This window comes from Streptomyces sp. NPDC101151 (assembly GCF_044768335.1).
Lineage (GTDB): Bacteria > Actinomycetota > Actinomycetes > Streptomycetales > Streptomycetaceae > Streptomyces.
This window is the reverse complement of the sequence record NZ_JBIWPP010000001.1, coordinates 266,935-285,316: the sequence shown is the minus strand read 5'-3', so window position 1 is coordinate 285,316 and position 18,382 is coordinate 266,935. Positions and strand designations below refer to the sequence as shown.

Sequence of the window (18,382 nt, the reverse complement as noted above, 5' to 3'; positions counted from 1 at the left end):
GCCCGGGGGCCGTCCTCACACCACCCGGGTGGCTCCCGCGAACGGCATCTGGTCGATGGGGGCCAGACGGACCGGTGCCGACGGGTTCGGGGCGTGGATCATCTGGCCGTTGCCGACGTAGATGCCGACATGACTGATGCCGGAGTAGAAGAACACCAGGTCGCCGGGCTGGAGTTCGGAGCGGGTGACCCGTCGGCCCGCGTTGATCTGGGCGTAGGTGGTGCGGGGCAGGGAGATGCCGGCGGAGCGGTAGGCGGCCTGGACCAGGCCCGAGCAGTCGAAGGCGTCCGGGCCGGTCGCGCCCCACACATAGGGGCTGCCGAGCTTCTGGTAGGCGTAGCCGATGGCCGCCGACGCGCGGGAGCCGGGGGCCGCGACGGATCCAGCCTGCTCCAGGGCCGCCCGCGTGTCCGACGCCGACCGTGAGGCGCGCCCCTGCGCGCTGCCGTCGCCGGTGACCTGCGCCCGCTCCGGCGGAGTGAGCCGTGCCAGCAGCCCGCGTGCCTCCGCCAGCTTCCCGGTGATGGTCTTCTTCTGCCGCTTCAGCTCAGCCTGCCGCGACCGCAGTGACTTCAGCTCGATGCGGGAGGCACCGCGCAACTGCTCGATCTCCCGCAGCTGTTCGCGTACCCGTGCCACCGCCCCTGCCTGCCGTGCGCCGGCCCGCTCCACGAACGCGGCACTGTCCAGGTACCGGTCGGGGTCGCTGGACAGGGCGAGCTGCCAGGCGGAGTCGATCCCGCCCTCGCGGTACTGCGCAGCGGCGAAGGAACCCAGCGCGTCCCGGGCCGCGTTGAGCTTCTGCTGCCTGCGGGCGGTCTCGTCCTGCAGCGAGTGCAGCCGTCGCTGGGCCGCATCCGCCTTCTCCTTGGCTCCGTTGTACGTCTCGGTGGCGGCCTCCGCCTCCTGGTACAGCTTGTCCACCTTGGCCTTCACCTGCGCCGGTGTCAGCTGCGGCTCGGCGTTGCCCGTCCCGTCGAAGGCCGTCGCGGTGGCCGCGCCCGCCAGAGCGAGGGTGGCGGCCGTCCGGGCCGTGGTGCCGCCGAGCGAGCGCTCTCGGGGCTTGCGGTGCGCTGCCACCTGGACCGTCACGTCCTTCCCTAGGGCTCCTGCGACCGAGCGGTCGGAGCGTCCGGTGGCGGCCCGCACAGGGGGAGCGGGCCGCCACCGGGCCTTTCTCGGCGGTGGTGGCCGACTGCCGCCCCTGGCCCGGGCGGCGGTGGGGAGCCGGTCACCTGGGGGAGGACGCTAGGCCCGTCTGTGACAGGAAGGTAACGCGGAGTACGGAACTGGCTCAGACGGATCGAGCAGTGACCACATGCGACCGGATTACGGATCCGGAGTCGTCGCCTTCACGCAGCGTGGTGACCGATGCGCGGAATGCGGGGGACGCGGAAGTCGGGTAGTGCTATGGGGCGCATATATGCAAGATCCATGCCTGCTGTGGGCGGTCCCGGTGACAGGAGCCCCCGGAGCCCCTCGTTAGGCTCCGGGCTCATGGACGTACTCATCCATCTCTTCGTCGGCCTGCACATCATCGGCATCGCCGCGCTGCTCGGCGGTTTCCTCACTCAGATGAAGGCGATGGGCCAGGGCACGGCCCGCTTCGTCCCCGGGATGCTGCACGGCGCGTTCACCATGCTGGTCACCGGCGTGGCCCTGGTCGGGCTCAACCAGGCCGACGACCACCACGTCGACACCGTCAAGATCGGCGTGAAGCTGGCCCTGCTGATCGTGATCCTCGGACTGGTGTACGTGAAGCGCGACGAGGAGCAGGTGGACAAGCGCCTCTTCGGTCTGGTCGGCGCGCTGACCATCGCGAACATCTTCATCGCCGTGCTGTGGACGTGACGCTCAGCGCCGTCCGCTGATCCCGGCGCGGGTCGCGAGGACCGCGCCGGCCGCGACCGCGAGCCACGCCGCCACCGACACCCACACCAGCACCTGCCCCGGCCCCTTCAGCCATCCGACGCCCAGGGCGGCCGCGACCGCCAGCGTGGCCGTCCCCGTCATCCCCAGGGGGAACACCGTGGCCCACCGCCGCAGGTCGTAGCGCAGCCGCGGCCGGGCCACCTCGGCGGCCAGCAGGACCACGTACCAGACCAGGTCCAGGACGAGCAGTGCGACGGTCACGTTGCGCAGCACGCCCCGGTCGTCGTCGTTCCACAGGTACAGCCGCGCACTGTCGGCGGAGAGCAGCTTCGCCCCGGCCAGCGCCGAGATGGCGAGCGCCCCGCCCGCGATCCAGTGGTCCCCGGCCCCCTCGAAGACCTGCCGCGGATCGAAGCGCGGCAGGGCCAGGCAGTAGAGCACCAGGCCCAGCCAGAACAGCACCAGCGCCGCACGCGCGAGCCATGCCACCGTCTCGGCCGCGGCCAGCGTGGCCGCCAGCACCGCCGGCGCCTGTGTGGCCACACAGCACAGGAACACCGCCCCCGGCATGCGCCGCTCCCAGTGTCGTAGGACAAGGAACAGCAGCACCGGCCACAACAGCACCGCCAGCGCCAGCAGTGCCCCGGCCGGCGTCTGCCGGCCCAGCGCCGAGAACCGGGTGCCCAGCACCGCCGTGGCGGCGACGGCGGTGAGTGCGCCCGGGCTCTTCGCCTCGGCCACCCAGCGCCGCCGCTGCGTCACCAGCCGTACGAGGAAGTCGGCGGCCAGCGCCAGCCAGGCGACACAGGCCAGCCACAGGAAGACCAGGGACACCGTTTCGGCACCCGTCAGATGCAGGCCGACCGACACAATGCCGGTCGCCATGACGGCGGCCCCCGCCGCCGGCGGACGCCCCACCCACCACGCACGCAGAGCCGAGATCCTGGGCATGCGCCCGATGCTAGGTATCCCCGCGCGCCCCACGCGCAGGGCACGCGCGCGTGGGGCTCGAAAAGAGCACGTCAGGCAGGCCGGACCACGCTGCGGATGATCGATTCTCCTCCGTGGTGGACGGACTCCTCGCGGATGTACGCGCCAGGTCTCGGTGAGTGGATCATCATCCCGTCGCCGGTGCAGAGGCCGACATGGCTGTGGTCGTCATGGAAGAAGACCAGGTCACCGGGGTGCGCGTCGGCGAGGGAGACCGCGGTGCCCGCGGCGGCCTGGTCGCGCGCGGTGCGCGGCAGGGTGACGCCGGCGGCCCTCCAGGCGGCCTGGATGAGGCCGGCGCAGTCGTAGGAGCCCGGGCCGCTGGCCCCGTTCACATACGGCTTGCCGATCTGGGCGCGGGCGAAGGCGATCGCCTTCTCGGCCTTGGTGGCCTGCGCGCCGGAGGACCCGTACGACGGCGTACCGGCCTCCTCCTGCGGCCACTGCCCGAGCGTGGACTGCCGCACCTGCTCCGGGGCGGTCGGCCGGGACAGCAGCTCACGGGCGGAGGCGAGCTTCCTCTGGACGGCTGCCTTGGCGCTCTTGGGGTCGTGCGGCGTCGCGGCTGGCGTCGCAAGCGGCGGCGTGATCGGCGACACGGGGGCCGTCGCGGCCGGCGGCACGAGCGTCGTCGCAACCGGCGGCACGAGCGTCGTCGCAACCGGCGGCACGGCGGGCGGCGCGACCGGCGGCACGAGGGTCGTCGCAACCGGCGGCACGGCGGGCGGCGCGACCGGTGTCTCCAGGCTCCTGGTCGTCTCCTGCCGTTTCTTCACGGTCGAGGCCAGCCGGTCCATCAGCCGGTTCTGGGCGAAGTAGTCCGGCGGGCGTTCCGCATGCTCCTGCGGGGCGTCCGCGGACAGGGCCTTCCCGCGGAGGGCGTCCGGACGCCCTCGCTGCCGGTCGGCCCGCTCCGTGGCCTCCTCGGGCCGCTCGGTGGCCGAGTCCGCCCGGCGATAGAGCTCGTCGACCTTCTTCTCGATCTCCTCCAGGCTCGGCCTGCCGTCGTCGGCGTGGGCGGTCCCGGCCGTCTGGGACAGTACGGCCACGGAGGTGAGGGCGGCGGTGGCGAGAGCGGGCGTGCGGAGGCCCGGTCCCCCGGTTCCGCCGGGGCGCGGCTTGCGGTGCGACGCCAAGGGTGGCGACTCCTTCCAATGTGCCGCCTACCGGGTTAGCTGTCGGGTTCGGGCGGGTGCTTCGGAAGGGTTGCCCTACGGCGTCGTCCCGGGTGGGAGTCGGCCGATTCACCCCAGGATCGGTGGGTCCCCGGCTCCGGCTGCCCTGAAGGCGCACCGGACTCGGCGGAGGCCGCGGCGCTCGGCGACGTTCGCCGGAAGGGTTCGTGCGGCCTGACGGCAACCTAGCCAACTGGTGTGACTCCTGTGAAGGTTGGTGTGCCATATGTCCGATACATTTCCGTGACCTGAGGGCACTTTCATACGCGTGTGACAAGGCGCTTCCGCAGCGTGAGGGCTCGGAGGGCACCCGCGGGTGCGTTGATCAACTCTTCGGGAAACCGGCCATGTTCCCGGGGTGGCGGCCGGTTGTCGGTGCGGCGCCCTAAACTCGGAGAGCGATGAGCAGCCTCTTTGACGACAGCTTCCTGGCGGACCTCCAGAGCCCTCGCGGGCGCGAGGAGGAATCCCCGCCGCCGCCCGAGGACGATCACGCTCCGGAGCCGCTTCCGGACGATCTGTTCGGCGGGAAGTTCGACGCACCGCCGGACCGGGACGCGTACTACCGCGACGGCGCCCCGCGCCCCGCGATCGACGCGGCAGCGCTCCTGGAGGGGCTGAACGAGAACCAGCGCGCCGCGGTCGTCCATGCCGCCTCGCCGCTGCTCATCGTCGCCGGCGCCGGCTCCGGCAAGACCCGCGTGCTCACCCACCGCATCGCCCACCTGCTCGCCGAGCGGAACGTGCACCCGGGCCAGATCCTCGCGATCACCTTCACCAACAAGGCCGCGGGCGAGATGAAGGAGCGCGTCGAACAGCTCGTCGGCCCGCGCGCGAACGCGATGTGGGTCATGACCTTCCACAGCGCGTGCGTACGGATCCTGCGGCGCGAGTCGAAGAAGCTCGGCTTCACGTCGAGTTTCTCCATCTACGACGCCGCCGACTCCAAGCGCCTGATGGCCCTGGTCTGCCGCGACCTGGACCTCGACCCCAAGCGCTTCCCGCCCAAGTCCTTCAGCGCCAAGATCAGCAACCTCAAGAACGAGCTGATCGACGAGGAGGACTTCGCCGCCCAGGCCGCAGACGGCTTCGAGAAGACCCTCGCCCAGGCCTACGCGCTCTACCAGTCGCGGCTGCGCGAGGCCAACGCGCTCGACTTCGACGACCTGATCATGACGACGGTCAACCTGCTGCGCGCCTTCCCGGACGTCGCCGAGCACTACCGCCGCCGCTTCCGGCACGTCCTGGTGGACGAGTACCAGGACACCAACCACGCCCAGTACGCGCTGGTGCGCGAGCTGGTGGGCACGGGCGAACGCGCCGGCGGATCCGACGTACCGCCGAGCGAGTACGACCTGCCGCCCGCCGAACTGTGCGTGGTGGGTGACGCGGACCAGTCGATCTACGCCTTCCGTGGCGCGACCATCCGCAACATCCTCCAGTTCGAGGAGGACTACCCGAACGCGACGACGATCCTGCTGGAGCAGAACTACCGCTCCACGCAGACCATCCTGTCCGCCGCCAACGCGGTCATCGAGCGCAACGAGTCCCGCCGCCCCAAGAACCTGTGGACCAACGCCGGCCAGGGCGCGCGCATCACCGGCTACGTGGCCGACACCGAGCACGACGAGGCCCAGTTCGTCGCCGACGAGATAGACCGCCTCACGGACGCGGGAGAGGCGAAGTCCGGGGACGTCGCCGTCTTCTACCGCACCAACGCCCAGTCCCGTGTCTTCGAAGAGGTCTTCATCCGCGTCGGCCTGCCCTACAAGGTCGTCGGCGGCGTCCGCTTCTACGAGCGCAAGGAGGTCCGGGACGTCCTGGCCTACCTGCGTGTCCTCGCCAACCCCGAGGACTCGGTGCCGCTGCGCCGCATCCTCAACGTCCCCAAGCGCGGCATCGGCGACCGCGCGGAGGCGATGATCGACGCTCTCGCCCAGCGCGAGAAGATCAGCTTCCCGCAGGCGCTGCGCCGCGTCGACGAGGCGTACGGCATGGCCGCGCGCTCCACGAACGCCGTGAAGCGGTTCAATACGCTGATGGAGGACCTCCGGACGATCGTCGAGTCGGGCGCCGGTCCGGCGACGGTCCTGGAGGCGATTCTCGAGCGCACCGGCTATCTCGCCGAGCTGCAGGCCTCCACCGACCCGCAGGACGAGACCCGCATCGAGAACCTCCAGGAACTCGCGGCCGTGGCTTTGGAGTTCGAGCAGGAGCGCGGCGAGGGCGAGTCCGTGGCGCTGTCCGATTTCCTGGAGAAGGTCGCTCTGGTCGCCGATTCCGACCAGATCCCGGACGACGAGGAGGACGGCTCCGGAGTCATCACCCTGATGACCCTGCACACGGCCAAGGGCCTGGAGTTCCCGGTCGTCTTCCTGACCGGCATGGAGGACGGCGTCTTCCCGCACATGCGCGCGCTCGGCCAGACCAAGGAGCTGGAGGAGGAGCGGCGCCTGGCGTACGTCGGCATCACACGCGCGCGGGAGCGGCTCTACCTCACGCGGTCGGCGGTGCGCAGCGCCTGGGGGCAGCCGTCGTACAACCCGCCCTCCCGCTTCCTGGAGGAGATCCCGGCCGCCCATATGGAGTGGAAGCGGACGGGCGCGACCGCTCCGGTGTCGTCGGGCCCCGCGGCCGGCGTGGCGGCCTCGCTGTCCTCGACCCGCTCCCGCTCCTCCGCGTCGGGCGCGTCCGGGTTCGCCACCCGGCGGTCCACGGAGAAGCCGGTGGTGGGGCTGGCCGTCGGGGACCGGGTGACCCACGACCAGTTCGGTCTCGGTACGGTCGTCGCCGTGAAGGGCACGGGCGCGAACGCGGAAGCGACGATCGACTTCGGAGACACCAAACCGAAGCGACTGCTGCTGCGGTACGCGCCGGTGGAGAAGCTGTAGACGAAGTGAGCCCCGCCGGATCGGCGGGGCTCATTGCATGCAGGACTCAGGTCGGGTCCAGGCCGTGGCTGCGCAGCCACGGCAGGGGGTCGATGGCCGACCCGCCGGCCGGCCGTACCTCGAAGTGCAGGTGCGGGCCGGTGGAGTTGCCCGAGTTGCCGGAGTAGGCGATCGGCTGGCCGGCCTTGATGGCCGTGCCGGAGGCGACGCGGTAGCTGGAGAGGTGGCAGTACCAGGTCTCCGTGCCGTCCTTCGCCGTCACGATCATCATGTTGCCGTAGGCGCTGTTCCACTTCGTGGAGACCACACCGTCGGTGGCGGACATCACCGTGGTGCCGTACGAGACCGGGAAGTCGATGCCCGTGTGCACGGACATCCAGTTCACACCGGCCTGGCCGAAGTAGGCGCTGAGCCCCCGCTGTGCGACCGGCAGGGCGAACTTGGGGCGCAGTCGCTCCTTGAGCGCGGCCTCCGCGGCAGCCTTCTTCTGCTGCAGCGCCTGCTGCGCCTTGAGGTCGATGCGCTCCTGCGTACGGCTGGCCCGGTGGGCGAAGTCGTCGGCGCCCGCGGAGAGCGTCTTGAGCTGGGCGTCCAGCTTGCTGTTGGCGACAGACGGCTTCACCGATTGCGCGTCCGGGGCCGAAGCGGTGGTGTCCTTGCCGCCGTCGGTCAGGCTGCCCACGGAGGCGGCGGCGATCCCGGCCACCCCCATCACGCAGGCCGAGGGCACGGCGACGGTCAGCAGTGCGGAGCGCTTGGGGGGCGTACGGCGCCGGGAACGCGCCGCACTGCGGGAGCCGGCACGGGTCGCCGGGGCCGGGGTGGTCTCTTCCTGGTCGTCGAGCAGGGCCGGTACGGCGGGCAGCTCGCCCGTGTCGCCCAACTCGCCGTTCTCGGCGTGCGTTTCGGTGAACTCGTCGATTTCGCCCGGTTCGCCGTAGGTGGCGTTCTCGTACGACAGCTGCTCGAAGGCTGCGGTCGAGTGCGGGTCGCCGACCTGCTCGAACGTGGCCGTGGCCTGCTGGTCGAACGGTTCGCCAACCTGCTCGTGCTGCAGGGCCGTGCCGTCGGAGTTCCACTGCGTGGCGTCGTACGTGCCCGTGTCGAACGTCTGGGTGCCCCACTCCCAGTGCTGGGTGGGGGCGGCGCCGGTGGACTGGTCGGGCTGCAGCCAGGCGTTCGCGTCCCACTGGCCGCTGACGTCGTTCCCCGTGGGCTGTGCGGGGAACGTCCAGGCGGTGGTGTCGTACGCGCCCGAGTCGTGGCCCGTCTGGTGCTGGGCCGCGTACGGGTCGTAGTTCAGGGTCTGCCCGGTGCCGGTCTGCCACTGCGTGCTGTCGTACGCGCCGGTGTGCTGCTCATTGCCGGGGAGGCTGCCGAAGAGCGGGTCGGTGGCGAAGGCGCCGGTGGTGCCGGCCGCAAAACCGTTGGCGTCGTAGCCGCCGTACGTGGTGAGGTCGTCATAGGGGGCTTCCTGTGCCCCGTACGGCGCGTAGTGCGCGGCGGAGGCGTCGGAAGCCGGAGCCGGGGTGGTCATGATCCCCGACGGGTGACGGTCGTTCACCAACTTCTCTTTCGCCTCGACAACAGGGGCTGCCAGAGCAGTGCGGCGACTGTACCCGGCGGTACGCGGGCGCGACAATCTTCAGCTGGTTTCGCGTTGGCCGGAAACGGGCAATCAGCCGTGTTTTGGGGGACGCCGGGCGCGAGTTTGGCCTTGTGTTCGAAGAATGTTCGATACCGAGTGACGGTGTGTCATCGGTGAAAGGGCTGTGCCCCGCCTGTGGGGTGCTTTCGGTCTCCGATCCGACGGCTGCGCTCAGGCCACCGTCAGGTCGTCGCTGAGCCGGTCCTCGCGGTGGGCGGTGTCGAGCGCCTCGTGTATCCCGGCCGCGACGGCGGGGTGCACCGGCAGTGCGAGATGCCCGATCCCGGTCACCCGGACGTTCTGCGCATCCAGGTCGGGATGGTCGATGCAGGCCGTCTCCAGCGGATCCATCACGGAGTCGAGGTCGCTCCAGAAGCTGACGAACCGCGTACGGCAGCCGGGCGCGGGCCGGGTCAGCTCCTCGATCACCTCCGAGCCGGGCCGCATCTGCCGCACGATCGGATGGGCGCTGGCCAGCGGCACGGCCCGGGTGCCTGAATGCGGGGTGCCCAGGGTGACGAGCGTGCCCACCCGCAGATCACCGCCGAGGCGCTGTACGTAATAGCGCGCGATCAGCCCGCCGAGGCTGTGTCCCACGATGTCGACCCGGCAGCTTCCGGTGCGCTCGCAGATCTCCTCGACGTGCCGGCCGAGCAGTTCGGCTGCGGCGCGTATGTCGCAGGTCAGCGGAGAGTAGTTGAGCGACTCGATGCGCTGCCTGCCGTTCCGGGCGAGGCTGCGGCGCAGCAGGACGAAGACCGAGCGGTTGTCGATGAAGCCGTGCAGCAGGACGACCGGCGTGCCGGGGCGGCCGGGCAGGGGTGTGGCGTCGTCCCGGGCGGGGAGTGCGGGGGTGCGGCGCTCCTGGGTGAGGCCGGTCGGATACAGCAGCAGATGGCCGGCCAGGATCGCGGCCTCCAGCGCGGTCGCCTTGAGGAGGGCCATGGACAGATCGGCCAGTCTGCCGGGCCACAGGCGCCGGTAGAACGGGAGGAAGAGCGGCAGTACCCCGGTGACCTTCATGGGCCGACCTCCTGTCGGCACGCAGGGGGACGGCTCGATCCCCCGTGTGCCCTCATGTCCCACCGTGTGATTTCCCCCTCGCTCCGCACCGTAAAACCGCCGGTTGCGGGATGCTGGAGATAACGTTCGTTCACTTGCCGACGGGTGGCGGAACGCGCCAGATGTGCGGTACTTGTCGGTACGGGCGGAAGCGGTCGCTTCCGTGGTCGCTTGATGGAGGCAGTGATGGGTGTGGCAGCCGGTCCGATCCGCGTGGTGGTGGCCAAGCCGGGGCTCGACGGCCACGATCGCGGGGCCAAGGTCATCGCGCGGGCGCTGCGCGATGCCGGCATGGAGGTCATTTACACCGGGCTTCACCAGACCCCGGAACAGATCGTCGACACCGCTGTCCAGGAGGACGCCGACGCGATCGGCCTGTCCATCCTCTCGGGAGCCCACAACACCCTCTTCGCCGCCGTCATCGACCTCCTCAAGGAGCGCGACGCCGAGGACATCCTCGTCTTCGGCGGCGGCATCATCCCCGAGGAGGACATTCCGCCGCTGAAGGAGAAGGGCGTCGCGGCGGTCTTCACGCCGGGAGCGACCACCACGGCGATCGTGGAGTGGGTGCGGGAGAACGTGCGTCAGCCGGCCGCCTCCGGGAACTGAGCCGCGGCGCCGGCCACCGGAGGCCGGAGCCTCCTGGCTCCGCTTCGGCCCGAACGCCCTGTGCCTCACTCGCCGGACCGGCTGCCGGCGCCGACCGGCGCCAATTCCCGGGCCATCGCCGCCCGCAGCCTCAGCGTGGCCATCAGCCGCTGGAACGCCTCCGCCCAGTACCCTCCCGCCCCCGGCGAGGCGTCCTCCCGCTCGTCGGGTATCGCCAGCAGGCCGTCAAGGCGTGCGGCCTCCGCCGGGTCCAGGCAGCGCTCGGCCAGCCCCATCACCCCGCTGAAGCTCCAGGGGTAACTGCCCGCGTCCCGAGCGATGTTGAGGGCGTCCACCACGGCCCGGCCGAGCGGGGCGGCCCAGGGGACCGCGCACACCCCGAGCAGCTGGAACGCCTCCGACAGGCCGTGCGTCGCGATGAACCCGGCCACCCACTCGGCGCGTTCCCCGGCCTCCAGCGTGGCCAGCAACTTCGCCCGCTCCGCCAGGGACACCGCCCCGGGCCCGCCGGCCTCCGGCGCCGACGGCGCACCGAGCAGTGCTCTCGACCACGCGGCGTCCCGCTGCCGCACCGCCGCCCGGCACCAGGCCGCGTGCAACTCGCCCTGCCAGCCGTCCGCCACCGGCAGCGCCACGATCTGCTCCGGGGTGCGTCCGCCGAGCCGCCCGTGCCACGTACCGAGCGGAGCCGCCTCCACCAACTGGCCCAGCCACCAGGACCGTTCCCCTCGACCGGCCGGCGGCTTGGCCACCACGCCGTCCCGCTCCATGCCCGCGTCGCACTCGGGCGGTGCCTCCACGGCGATCGCGGGCGCGTCCCCCGTGCGGTCGAGGGCCACACAGGCCGCGGCCCGCACCGCCATCCGCGTGGCCAGCGCCGAACCCGGCAGTGCGGACAGCAGCTCCGCGGCCGTCGCCCGGACGTTACGGCTCCGGTCGCCCAGAGCCTGCTCCAGGAACGGCTCGTCCCCGGGGGACAGGCCCGTGCGCAGCGAGTCGAGGAACATCAGCCGGTCCTCCGCCCGCTCCGTCGCCCAGGTCGCCGTCAGCAGCTCGCGGGCGAAGGCGGGCGTGCGGGCGCGCAGCGCGGCCAGCAGGGCGACCCGCTCGGCGAACAGGCCCTCCTGCCACAGCCGTTGCACCGCCTCGCCGTCCTCCGGGTCGGGCAGTGCCGCTCCGCCGCCCGGCGCGGAGCGCCGGGCGAACCGCCAGTCCGGGTTCAGCCGGGCCAGCCACAGCGCCCGCGGACCGGCGAAAGCCAGTGTTGCCGGCCGCAGGTCGGTACGGCCCCGGGCCGCGTCGAGCAGCGCGGGCAGTGCCTGCGGGGGCGCCGCGTAACCGTGGGCGTTGGCCGCCGCGAGCCACTGCGGGAGCAGCTCCATGAGGTCGGGCGAGCCGCCTCGCCTGCCGCCTCCGCCGCCGGAACGGTCGGCCAGCAGCATCGCCAGCCGGCGCGCCGCTGGGGCCGGCAGCGCCGGACGCGAGTCCTCCGGGGCGGGCTCCGGCCGCCGTGCGGCCCGCCCCGGCCGCAGCCCGGCCCGCCGCCGCACCGTGGCCACGGCGGCAGCGTCCAGCAGCGCCAGGGGGGCTTCCCTGCCGGACGCGGCCACCGCCGGGGGGCGCCGGTCGGTGCCGAGGAGAGCGGTGGTGACGAGGTCGTCCCAGGAGGGCGGGACCAGGGCCTGGCCGTCCCTCGCGGTCGAGGTTCCGATCATCACGTTCCCTTCCCTTTCTGTTCCTGAGAGGCCGGCCCGGTCAGCACAACGTCACCGGCTCGCCCGGGCCGTCCGGCCACGCCGTCAGCGGGGTGAAGCCGTGGTGGCCGCACTCGCCGAAGACCTTGACCGGGGCCCCGCCGGAGAGGGCGACCAGGCGCCACAGACCGGGGCGGGAGCAGGCGGACGGGGTGAGCGGGAGTGCCGAGTCCGTTTCGGCGTCGGCCAGCTGCCAGGAGCCCGGGCGCGTGTCCGGCGCCGGTATGACGCGGTCGAGCGTGACCGGGACCGAGTCCAGCCAGGGGTCCGCGGACAGGGCCTCGCCGTAGCGGTCCGCCGCCCGGGCCGTGGTCACGCCCTGCGGGCGGAGTGCGACGGGTGCGGGCGGGGCGTGCTGCTCGCCCAGGGCCGCCCGCACCTGCCCGGCGCCGGGGAACACGGACAGGTCGGCCTCCAGCGCCAGGCCGACCGGCAGGGAAAGCTCCGGTGCCCGGCCGGCCGCGCCGTAGGAGAGGAGCAGCCGGGTGTGGCCGGACTCGGCGCCGTGGAGCCAGATCCGGCGCGTCGTCAGTTTCGGGTCGACCGTGTCGTACTGGGCGAGGACCAGCCAGCGGTCGCGCACCGGCGGGCCGTCCGCCGAGCCGGGCAGGCCGAGCCGGGAGCGGACCGTGGCCGCCAGGGCGTCCGGCAGCCGGTCGCGGCCCAGCCAGCCCAGGTCGAGGAGATGGAGCAGAGCGCACTCCTCCAGCAGGCGCGCAGGCCAGCCGGGCCCGGAGGCGGGAATCGCCCCCAACTCCCGCACCCGTGCGGCCAGTCCGGGAGCCTGCGCGTCGACCATGCGGGCCGCCGTCTCGTCCCACAGTCCGTACCCCGCCTGCTCGGCCGAGGCCAGGCCGCCGCGCAGCAGGTCCGCCAGGCGCTGCTCCAGCTCCGTCGCGCCCGCCGTGACCCGCTCGGCCCGGCGCTCCGCCCGGCGCCGTGCCGCCTCCGGATCAGCGGATCCGGGAGCGGAACTCCCGCCGTCCTCCGCCCGTTTGCTCTCCGCGCGTGTGCGCCGGCCCGCGAGCCACTGCTCGGCCCAGTTCGGCGGCTCGGCCACGGCAGGCACCGCGCCGTCCCCCTCCGCCCACAGCAGCAGCAGTCCGAGCGCGTGCTTGCACGGGAACTTCCGGCTCGGACAACTGCACTTGTATCCCGGTCCGGCCGCGTCCGCGAGGTCCACCACCGTCTGGTACGGCCTGCTGCCACTGCCCTTGCACAGCCCCCACACCGTCCCCTCTCCGCTGCCGGCCCCGGACCACGGCCCGGCCGCGCCCAGCTTGCTTCCCGCCTTGCGTGACGCCGCGTCAGGCGCCAGTGCCAGCACCTGTTCCGCGGTCCAGCGCACCCCCTGCTCAGTCATGTGAACGACGGTAGATCCCCCCACTGACAATCGACCCTGCGGGCGCATTTGTGCAGGTCAGAGCGATTGTCAGTGGTGTGGTGCACGGTGGATGCCAGATCCGAACCGGCCGAGCTGGAGGGGACCTCAGCCATGACTGTGTCCGTGGAACCGACGTCCGTCGAAGCGAGCGGAGGCCAGGGGCAGCAGGCGTTGCGACCGCATGCCGAGCACGCCTTCGCAGCCGAACTCGCCGCGCTGGCCGCCCAGGACGACCGCCCGCGCCCAGCCCGCTGGAAACTGTCGCCGTGGGCGGTGGCGACCTATCTGCTCGGCAGCACCCTGCCGGACGGCACGGTGATCACGCCGAAGTACGTGGGCCCGCGCCGCATCGTCGAGGTCGCCGTCACCACACTCGCCACCGACCGCGCCCTGCTGCTGCTCGGCGTGCCCGGCACGGCCAAGACCTGGGTGTCGGAGCACCTGGCCGCCGCCGTCAGCGGCGACTCGACCCTGCTCGTGCAGGGCACGGCGGGCACACCGGAGGAGGCGATCCGGTACGGCTGGAACTACGCGCAACTGCTCGCCCACGGCCCCAGCCGCGACGCCCTCGTGCCCAGCCCCGTCATGCGAGCCATGGCCGAAGGCATGACGGCCCGGGTGGAGGAGCTGACCCGTATCCCGGCCGACGTGCAGGACACGCTGATCACGATCCTGTCCGAGAAGACCCTGCCGATCCCGGAGCTCGGCCAGGAGACACAGGCGGTCCGCGGCTTCAACCTCATCGCCACCGCCAACGACCGCGACCGGGGGGTCAACGACCTCTCCAGCGCGCTGCGCCGGCGCTTCAACACCGTGGTGCTGCCCCTGCCGGAGAGCGCCGACGCCGAGGTCGACATCGTCACGCGCCGGGTCGAGCAGATCGGCCGTTCGCTCGACCTGCCGGCCGTGCCCGACGGCATCGAGGAGATCCGCCGCGTCGTGACGGTCTTCCGTGAGCTGCGCGACGGCACGACCGCCGACGGCCGTACGAAGCTGAAGTCGCCGAGCGGCACGCTCTCCACCGCGGAGGCGATCTCCGTCGTCACGGGCGGCCTCGCGCTGGCCGCCCACTTCGGCGACGGCGTGCTGCGCCCCGGCGACGTCGCCGCCGGCATCCTCGGCGCCGTCGTGCGCGACCCGGCGGCCGACCGCGTCATCTGGCAGGAGTACCTGGAGACGGTCGTCCGCGAGCGCGACGACTGGAAGGACTTCTACCGGGCCTGCCGGGAGGTGGGCGTGTGAGCGACGACTCCTCGTGGGGCGTGACGTACGCCTCCGGGCCGCTGCTGCTCGGCGTGCGGCACCACGGGCCCGGATCCGCGCGCGCGGTTCGGGCCGCTCTGGAGGCGTCCCGGCCCGGCGTCGTCCTGATCGAGGGGCCGCCCGAGGCCGACGCACTGATCCCGTTGGCCGCCGACCCGGACATGCGGCCCCCGGTCGCCCTCCTCGCCCACGCCGTCGACGAGCCCGGCCGCTCGGCGTTCTGGCCGCTGGCCGAGTTCAGCCCCGAGTGGGTGGCCCTCCGCTGGGCCCTCGAACGGGGCGTCCCGGCCCGCTTCATCGACCTGCCCGCGACCCACACGCTGGCCTGGGACGCCGAGGCGGAGGCGCCGTCCGCCGCGGACCCCGAGGCCGAGCCGGGCCCCGCGCACGAGCTGCGCGTCGACCCTCTCGCCGTGCTCGCCGAGACCGCCGGGTACGACGATCCCGAGCGCTGGTGGGAGGACGTCGTGGAGCACCGGGGGACCGGGGAGCGGGACCCCCTCGCGCCGTTCGCCGCCCTGGAGGAGGCCATGACGGCGCTGCGGGAGCGGTACGGCGTCGGTGGGCGGCCCCGCGACCTGGTGCGGGAGGCCCACATGCGGCTCCAATTGCGGGCCGCGCGCAAGGAGTCCGGGGATGCGGTGGCCGTGGTGTGCGGCGCGTGGCATGTGCCCGCACTGCGGGAGAAGGCCGCCGTCACCGCCGACCGGGCGCTGCTGAAGGGGCTGCCCAGGATCAAGGCGGATCTGACCTGGGTGCCGTGGACGCACCGCAGGCTGGCCCGGTCGAGCGGGTACGGCGCGGGAATCGACTCGCCGGGCTGGTACGGGCATCTGTTCCGGGCGCGGGACCGGCCGGTCGAGCGGTGGCTCACCAAGGTGGCGGGCCTGCTGCGCGAGGAGGACCGGGTCGTCTCCTCCGCCCATGTCATCGAGGCGGTGCGGCTCGCCGAGACCCTCGCGGCCATGCGAGGCCGCCCGCTGCCGGGCCTCAGCGAGACCACCGACGCCGTGCGGGCGGTGATGTGCGACGGCTCGGATGTCCCGCTGGCGCTGGTGCAGGACCGGCTCGTGGTCGGGGACGTGCTGGGGGAGGTGCCGGAGGCGGCGCCCGCCGTGCCGTTGCAGCGTGACATGGCCCGGGAGCAGCGCCGGCTGCGGCTCAGGCCGGAGGCGCTGGAGCGCGAGCTGGAACTGGATCTGCGCAAGGAGACCGACACCGGCCGCAGCCGGCTGCTGCACCGACTGCGGCTGCTCGGCGTCGGCTGGGGCGAACCGGCCGAGTCGCGGGGGAGCACGGGCACGTTCCGGGAGACCTGGCGGCTGCGCTGGGAGCCGGAGTTGTCGGTGCGGGTCGCCGAGGCGGGGGTGTGGGGGACGACCGTGCTCGGCGCGGCCACGGCCAGGGCCGAGGCCGACGCGGCCGGTGCGGGAGCCCTCGCCGAGGTCACCGCGCTCGCCGAGCACTGCCTGCTCGCCGGGCTGCCGGACGCACTGCCGGTGGTGATGCGGGTGCTCGCCGACCGGGCGGCCCTCGACACGGACGTCGGCCACCTCGCCCAGGCGCTGCCCGCTCTCGTCCGCTCCCTGCGCTACGGCGATGTGCGAGGCACCGACACCGGCGCGCTGGCCGGTGTCGCGGCGGGCCTCGCCGAGCGTGTCTTCGTCGGCCTCCCGGCGGCCTGCGCCGCCCTGGACGCGGACGCGGCGGAGGAGATGCGCGGCCATGTCGGCGCCGTGCACGGCGCCGTGGGACTCCTCGCGGAGACACTGACCGGCACCCGGGGCGCCGAGCAGGGAGCCGCCGCCCGGGACGCCGGACAGGCAGATCTGCGCGGCCGCTGGCGGTCCGTGCTGCGGACCCTGGCCCTGCGGGACACCGTGCCGGGCGTCGTGCGGGGCCGGGCCGTACGGCTGCTGCTGGACGACGGAGAGCTGGGCCCCGAGGAGGCGGCCCGGCTGATGGGTCTGGTGCTTTCGCCGGGAACACCGCCCGCGGACGCGGCCGCCTGGATCGAGGGCTTCGTCGGCGGTGGGGGCGGCATGCTGCTGGTGCACGACGAGCGGTTGCTCGGCCTGGTCGACACCTGGCTGACGGGGGTGCCAGCGGAGGCCTTCACGGACGTACTGCCGCTGCTGCGGCGCACGTTCTCCGCGTACGAGCCCGGAGTGCGCAGAACCCTCGGGGAACTCGTGCGGCGCGGGCCCGGAGGGGCCACCGGCCCGGCTGGTCCCGCGGCCGGGCTGCCCGGTTTCGCTGCGGAACCGGACGCCGAGCGCGCGGACGCCGTGCTGCCGGTGCTGCGGCTGCTGCTCGGCCCGGCCGCGGAGACGGGCCGGCAGGCGACGGGCCAACAGGCGACGGGCCGGCACGCGGCGGGCCAGAGAGCGGCGGACCGGGAACCGGCCGACGACAACAGCCTTGCGGAGGTGGGCACATGACAACCGAACCGACACCGGCCCGGACCGGTGATCCCGCGCGCGAGCGGCTGCGGCGCTGGCGGCTGGTGCTCGGCGGCGAGCAGGCCGACGGCACCGGCTGCGCCCTGTCGGGCCGCGACGCGGCGATGGACGGCACACTCGCCGCGCTGTACGGCAAGGGGGAAAAGCCGCGGACGGGGCGGGACCGTTCGGCGGGCCTCGGTGCCTCGGCGCCGTCCGTGGCCCGCTGGCTCGGGGACATCCGCACCTACTTCCCCTCCTCCGTCGTCCAGGTCATGCAGCGCGACGCCATCGACCGGCTCGGGCTGGCCTCGCTGCTGCTGGAACCGGAGATGCTGGAGGCGGTGGAGGCCGACGTACACCTGGTCGGCACGCTGCTCTCGCTGAACAAGGCGATGCCGGAGACGACCAAGGAGACGGCACGGGCGGTCGTGCGCAAAGTGGTCGAGGATCTGGAGAAGCGGCTCGCCACCCGTACCCGGGCCACCCTCACCGGCGCCCTGGACCGCAGCGCACGCATCAACCGCCCGCGCCACCACGACATCGACTGGAACCGCACCATCGCGGCCAACCTCAAGCACTACCTGCCCGAGTACCGCACGATCGTGCCGGAACGGCTGATCGGGTACGGGCGGGCCGCACAGTCCGTGAAGAAGGAGGTCATCCTCTGTATCGACCAGTCGGGGTCGATGGCGGCGTCCGTGGTCTACGCGTCCGTGTTCGGGGCGGTGCTCGCCTCCATGCGGTCGATCAGCACCCGGCTGGTCGTCTTCGACACGGCGGTCGTGGACCTCACCGACCAGCTGGACGACCCGGTCGACGTCCTCTTCGGCACCCAGCTCGGCGGCGGCACGGACATCAACCGGGCGCTCGCCTACTGCCAGTCGCAGATCACCCGGCCCGCCGAGACGGTGTTCGTGCTGATCAGCGATCTGTACGAGGGCGGTATACGCAACGAGATGCTCAAGCGGGTCGCGGCGATGAAGGCGTCCGGGGTCCAGTTCGTGACCCTGCTCGCGCTGTCGGACGAGGGGGCGCCGGCCTACGACCGTGAGCACGCGGCGGCGCTCGGGGCGCTCGGCGCACCGGCCTTCGCCTGTACGCCCGACCTGTTTCCGGAGGTGATGGCGGCGGCGATCGAGAAACGGCCGCTGCCGATACCGGACACCGTGTGACGCCGGGCCAGAAAAGGGACATGGCTACCCATCGGTAACAGGGGGTTGCGCTCCCTCGGGCCGAGCGTGCGAGGATCGAAGCCTCCCCCCGCCGTGCCGACCTCAGGAAGCCTCGTCT

General features: G+C 72.8%; 13 protein-coding genes and 1 riboswitch. Of the genes, 6 read left to right on the top strand and 7 right to left on the bottom strand.

Annotated features, from left to right (window positions below; genetic code table 11):
• Positions 1 to 15: 15 nt before the first annotated feature.
• Positions 16 to 1,080 carry an NlpC/P60 family protein gene (locus ACIRU3_RS01305; RefSeq protein ID WP_404050525.1) on the bottom strand — a complete coding sequence of 355 codons (1,065 nt, stop codon included), beginning with the start codon at positions 1,078 to 1,080 and terminating at the stop codon, positions 16 to 18.
• A gap of 417 nt (positions 1,081 to 1,497) precedes the next feature.
• Between ACIRU3_RS01305 and ACIRU3_RS01300 the strand changes: the two genes are divergently transcribed.
• Positions 1,498 to 1,851 carry a hypothetical protein gene (locus tag ACIRU3_RS01300; protein WP_404049692.1) on the top strand — a complete coding sequence of 118 codons (354 nt, stop codon included), beginning with the start codon at positions 1,498 to 1,500 and terminating at the stop codon, positions 1,849 to 1,851.
• A 3-nt stretch (positions 1,852 to 1,854) separates the two neighbouring features.
• On the opposite strand, the gene ACIRU3_RS01295 is transcribed toward ACIRU3_RS01300, so the two are convergent.
• The gene (locus ACIRU3_RS01295; RefSeq protein ID WP_404049689.1) at positions 1,855 to 2,823 is read right to left on the bottom strand and encodes a tellurite resistance/C4-dicarboxylate transporter family protein; all 969 of its coding nucleotides are present in this window, start codon (positions 2,821 to 2,823) and stop codon (positions 1,855 to 1,857) included.
• A 71-nt stretch (positions 2,824 to 2,894) separates the two neighbouring features.
• Entirely contained in the window at positions 2,895 to 3,998 is a 1,104-nt protein-coding gene (locus ACIRU3_RS01290; protein ID WP_404049687.1) for a C40 family peptidase, read from the bottom strand.
• Positions 3,999 to 4,005: 7 nt separating this feature from the next.
• Positions 4,006 to 4,176, bottom strand: a riboswitch (cyclic di-AMP (ydaO/yuaA leader).
• Between the two features lie 262 nt (positions 4,177 to 4,438).
• On the opposite strand from ACIRU3_RS01290, the gene pcrA reads away from it, so the two are divergent.
• Entirely contained in the window at positions 4,439 to 6,928 is a 2,490-nt protein-coding gene (gene pcrA / locus ACIRU3_RS01285) for a DNA helicase PcrA (protein ID WP_404049684.1), read from the top strand.
• Positions 6,929 to 6,974: 46 nt separating this feature from the next.
• On the opposite strand, the gene ACIRU3_RS01280 is transcribed toward pcrA, so the two are convergent.
• Entirely contained in the window at positions 6,975 to 8,492 is a 1,518-nt protein-coding gene (locus ACIRU3_RS01280; RefSeq protein WP_404049682.1) for a M23 family metallopeptidase, read from the bottom strand.
• A gap of 255 nt (positions 8,493 to 8,747) precedes the next feature.
• The gene (locus ACIRU3_RS01275) at positions 8,748 to 9,599 is read right to left on the bottom strand and encodes an esterase/lipase family protein (protein ID WP_404049679.1); all 852 of its coding nucleotides are present in this window, start codon (positions 9,597 to 9,599) and stop codon (positions 8,748 to 8,750) included.
• A 225-nt stretch (positions 9,600 to 9,824) separates the two neighbouring features.
• Between ACIRU3_RS01275 and ACIRU3_RS01270 the strand changes: the two genes are divergently transcribed.
• Entirely contained in the window at positions 9,825 to 10,247 is a 423-nt protein-coding gene (locus tag ACIRU3_RS01270) for a cobalamin B12-binding domain-containing protein (protein ID WP_404049677.1), read from the top strand.
• Between the two features lie 65 nt (positions 10,248 to 10,312).
• Here ACIRU3_RS01270 and ACIRU3_RS01265 read toward each other — a convergent pair whose 3' ends face one another.
• Positions 10,313 to 11,962 carry a DUF5691 domain-containing protein gene (locus tag ACIRU3_RS01265; protein WP_404050523.1) on the bottom strand — a complete coding sequence of 550 codons (1,650 nt, stop codon included), beginning with the start codon at positions 11,960 to 11,962 and terminating at the stop codon, positions 10,313 to 10,315.
• Positions 11,963 to 12,002: 40 nt separating this feature from the next.
• A complete protein-coding gene (locus tag ACIRU3_RS01260; RefSeq protein ID WP_404049674.1) occupies positions 12,003 to 13,364 on the bottom strand; it encodes an SWIM zinc finger domain-containing protein in 1,362 nt (453 codons plus the stop codon).
• 132 nt (positions 13,365 to 13,496) lie between these two features.
• Between ACIRU3_RS01260 and ACIRU3_RS01255 the strand changes: the two genes are divergently transcribed.
• From ACIRU3_RS01255 to ACIRU3_RS01245, 3 genes are read left to right on the top strand one after another with little or no spacing between them, the layout of a single operon-like run.
• A complete protein-coding gene (locus ACIRU3_RS01255) occupies positions 13,497 to 14,627 on the top strand; it encodes an AAA family ATPase (RefSeq protein ID WP_404049672.1) in 1,131 nt (376 codons plus the stop codon).
• Positions 14,624 to 17,089 (top strand): DUF5682 family protein, encoded by a 2,466-nt coding sequence (locus ACIRU3_RS01250; protein ID WP_404049670.1) that lies wholly within the window; start codon positions 14,624 to 14,626, stop codon positions 17,087 to 17,089. Before ACIRU3_RS01255 ends, ACIRU3_RS01250 begins: the two co-directional genes overlap by 4 nt.
• Entirely contained in the window at positions 17,086 to 18,264 is a 1,179-nt protein-coding gene (locus tag ACIRU3_RS01245; protein ID WP_404049668.1) for a VWA domain-containing protein, read from the top strand. The genes ACIRU3_RS01250 and ACIRU3_RS01245 overlap by 4 nt, the downstream gene beginning before the upstream one ends.
• Positions 18,265 to 18,382 lie beyond the last annotated feature (118 nt).

Bases quoted from the DNA above. Each gene is read 5' to 3' on its own strand.
- ACIRU3_RS01260 (WP_404049674.1), bottom strand. From the start codon at position 13,364: ATGACTGAGCAGGGGGTGCGCTGGACCGCGGAACAGGTGCTGGCACTG.
- ACIRU3_RS01245 (WP_404049668.1), top strand. From the start codon at position 17,086: ATGACAACCGAACCGACACCGGCCCGGACCGGTGATCCCGCGCGCGAG.
- ACIRU3_RS01295 (WP_404049689.1), bottom strand. From the start codon at position 2,823: ATGCCCAGGATCTCGGCTCTGCGTGCGTGGTGGGTGGGGCGTCCGCCG.
- pcrA (WP_404049684.1), top strand. From the start codon at position 4,439: ATGAGCAGCCTCTTTGACGACAGCTTCCTGGCGGACCTCCAGAGCCCT.
- ACIRU3_RS01270 (WP_404049677.1), top strand. From the start codon at position 9,825: ATGGGTGTGGCAGCCGGTCCGATCCGCGTGGTGGTGGCCAAGCCGGGG.
- ACIRU3_RS01300 (WP_404049692.1), top strand. From the start codon at position 1,498: ATGGACGTACTCATCCATCTCTTCGTCGGCCTGCACATCATCGGCATC.
- ACIRU3_RS01265 (WP_404050523.1), bottom strand. From the start codon at position 11,962: ATGATCGGAACCTCGACCGCGAGGGACGGCCAGGCCCTGGTCCCGCCC.
- ACIRU3_RS01275 (WP_404049679.1), bottom strand. From the start codon at position 9,599: ATGAAGGTCACCGGGGTACTGCCGCTCTTCCTCCCGTTCTACCGGCGC.
- ACIRU3_RS01255 (WP_404049672.1), top strand. From the start codon at position 13,497: ATGACTGTGTCCGTGGAACCGACGTCCGTCGAAGCGAGCGGAGGCCAG.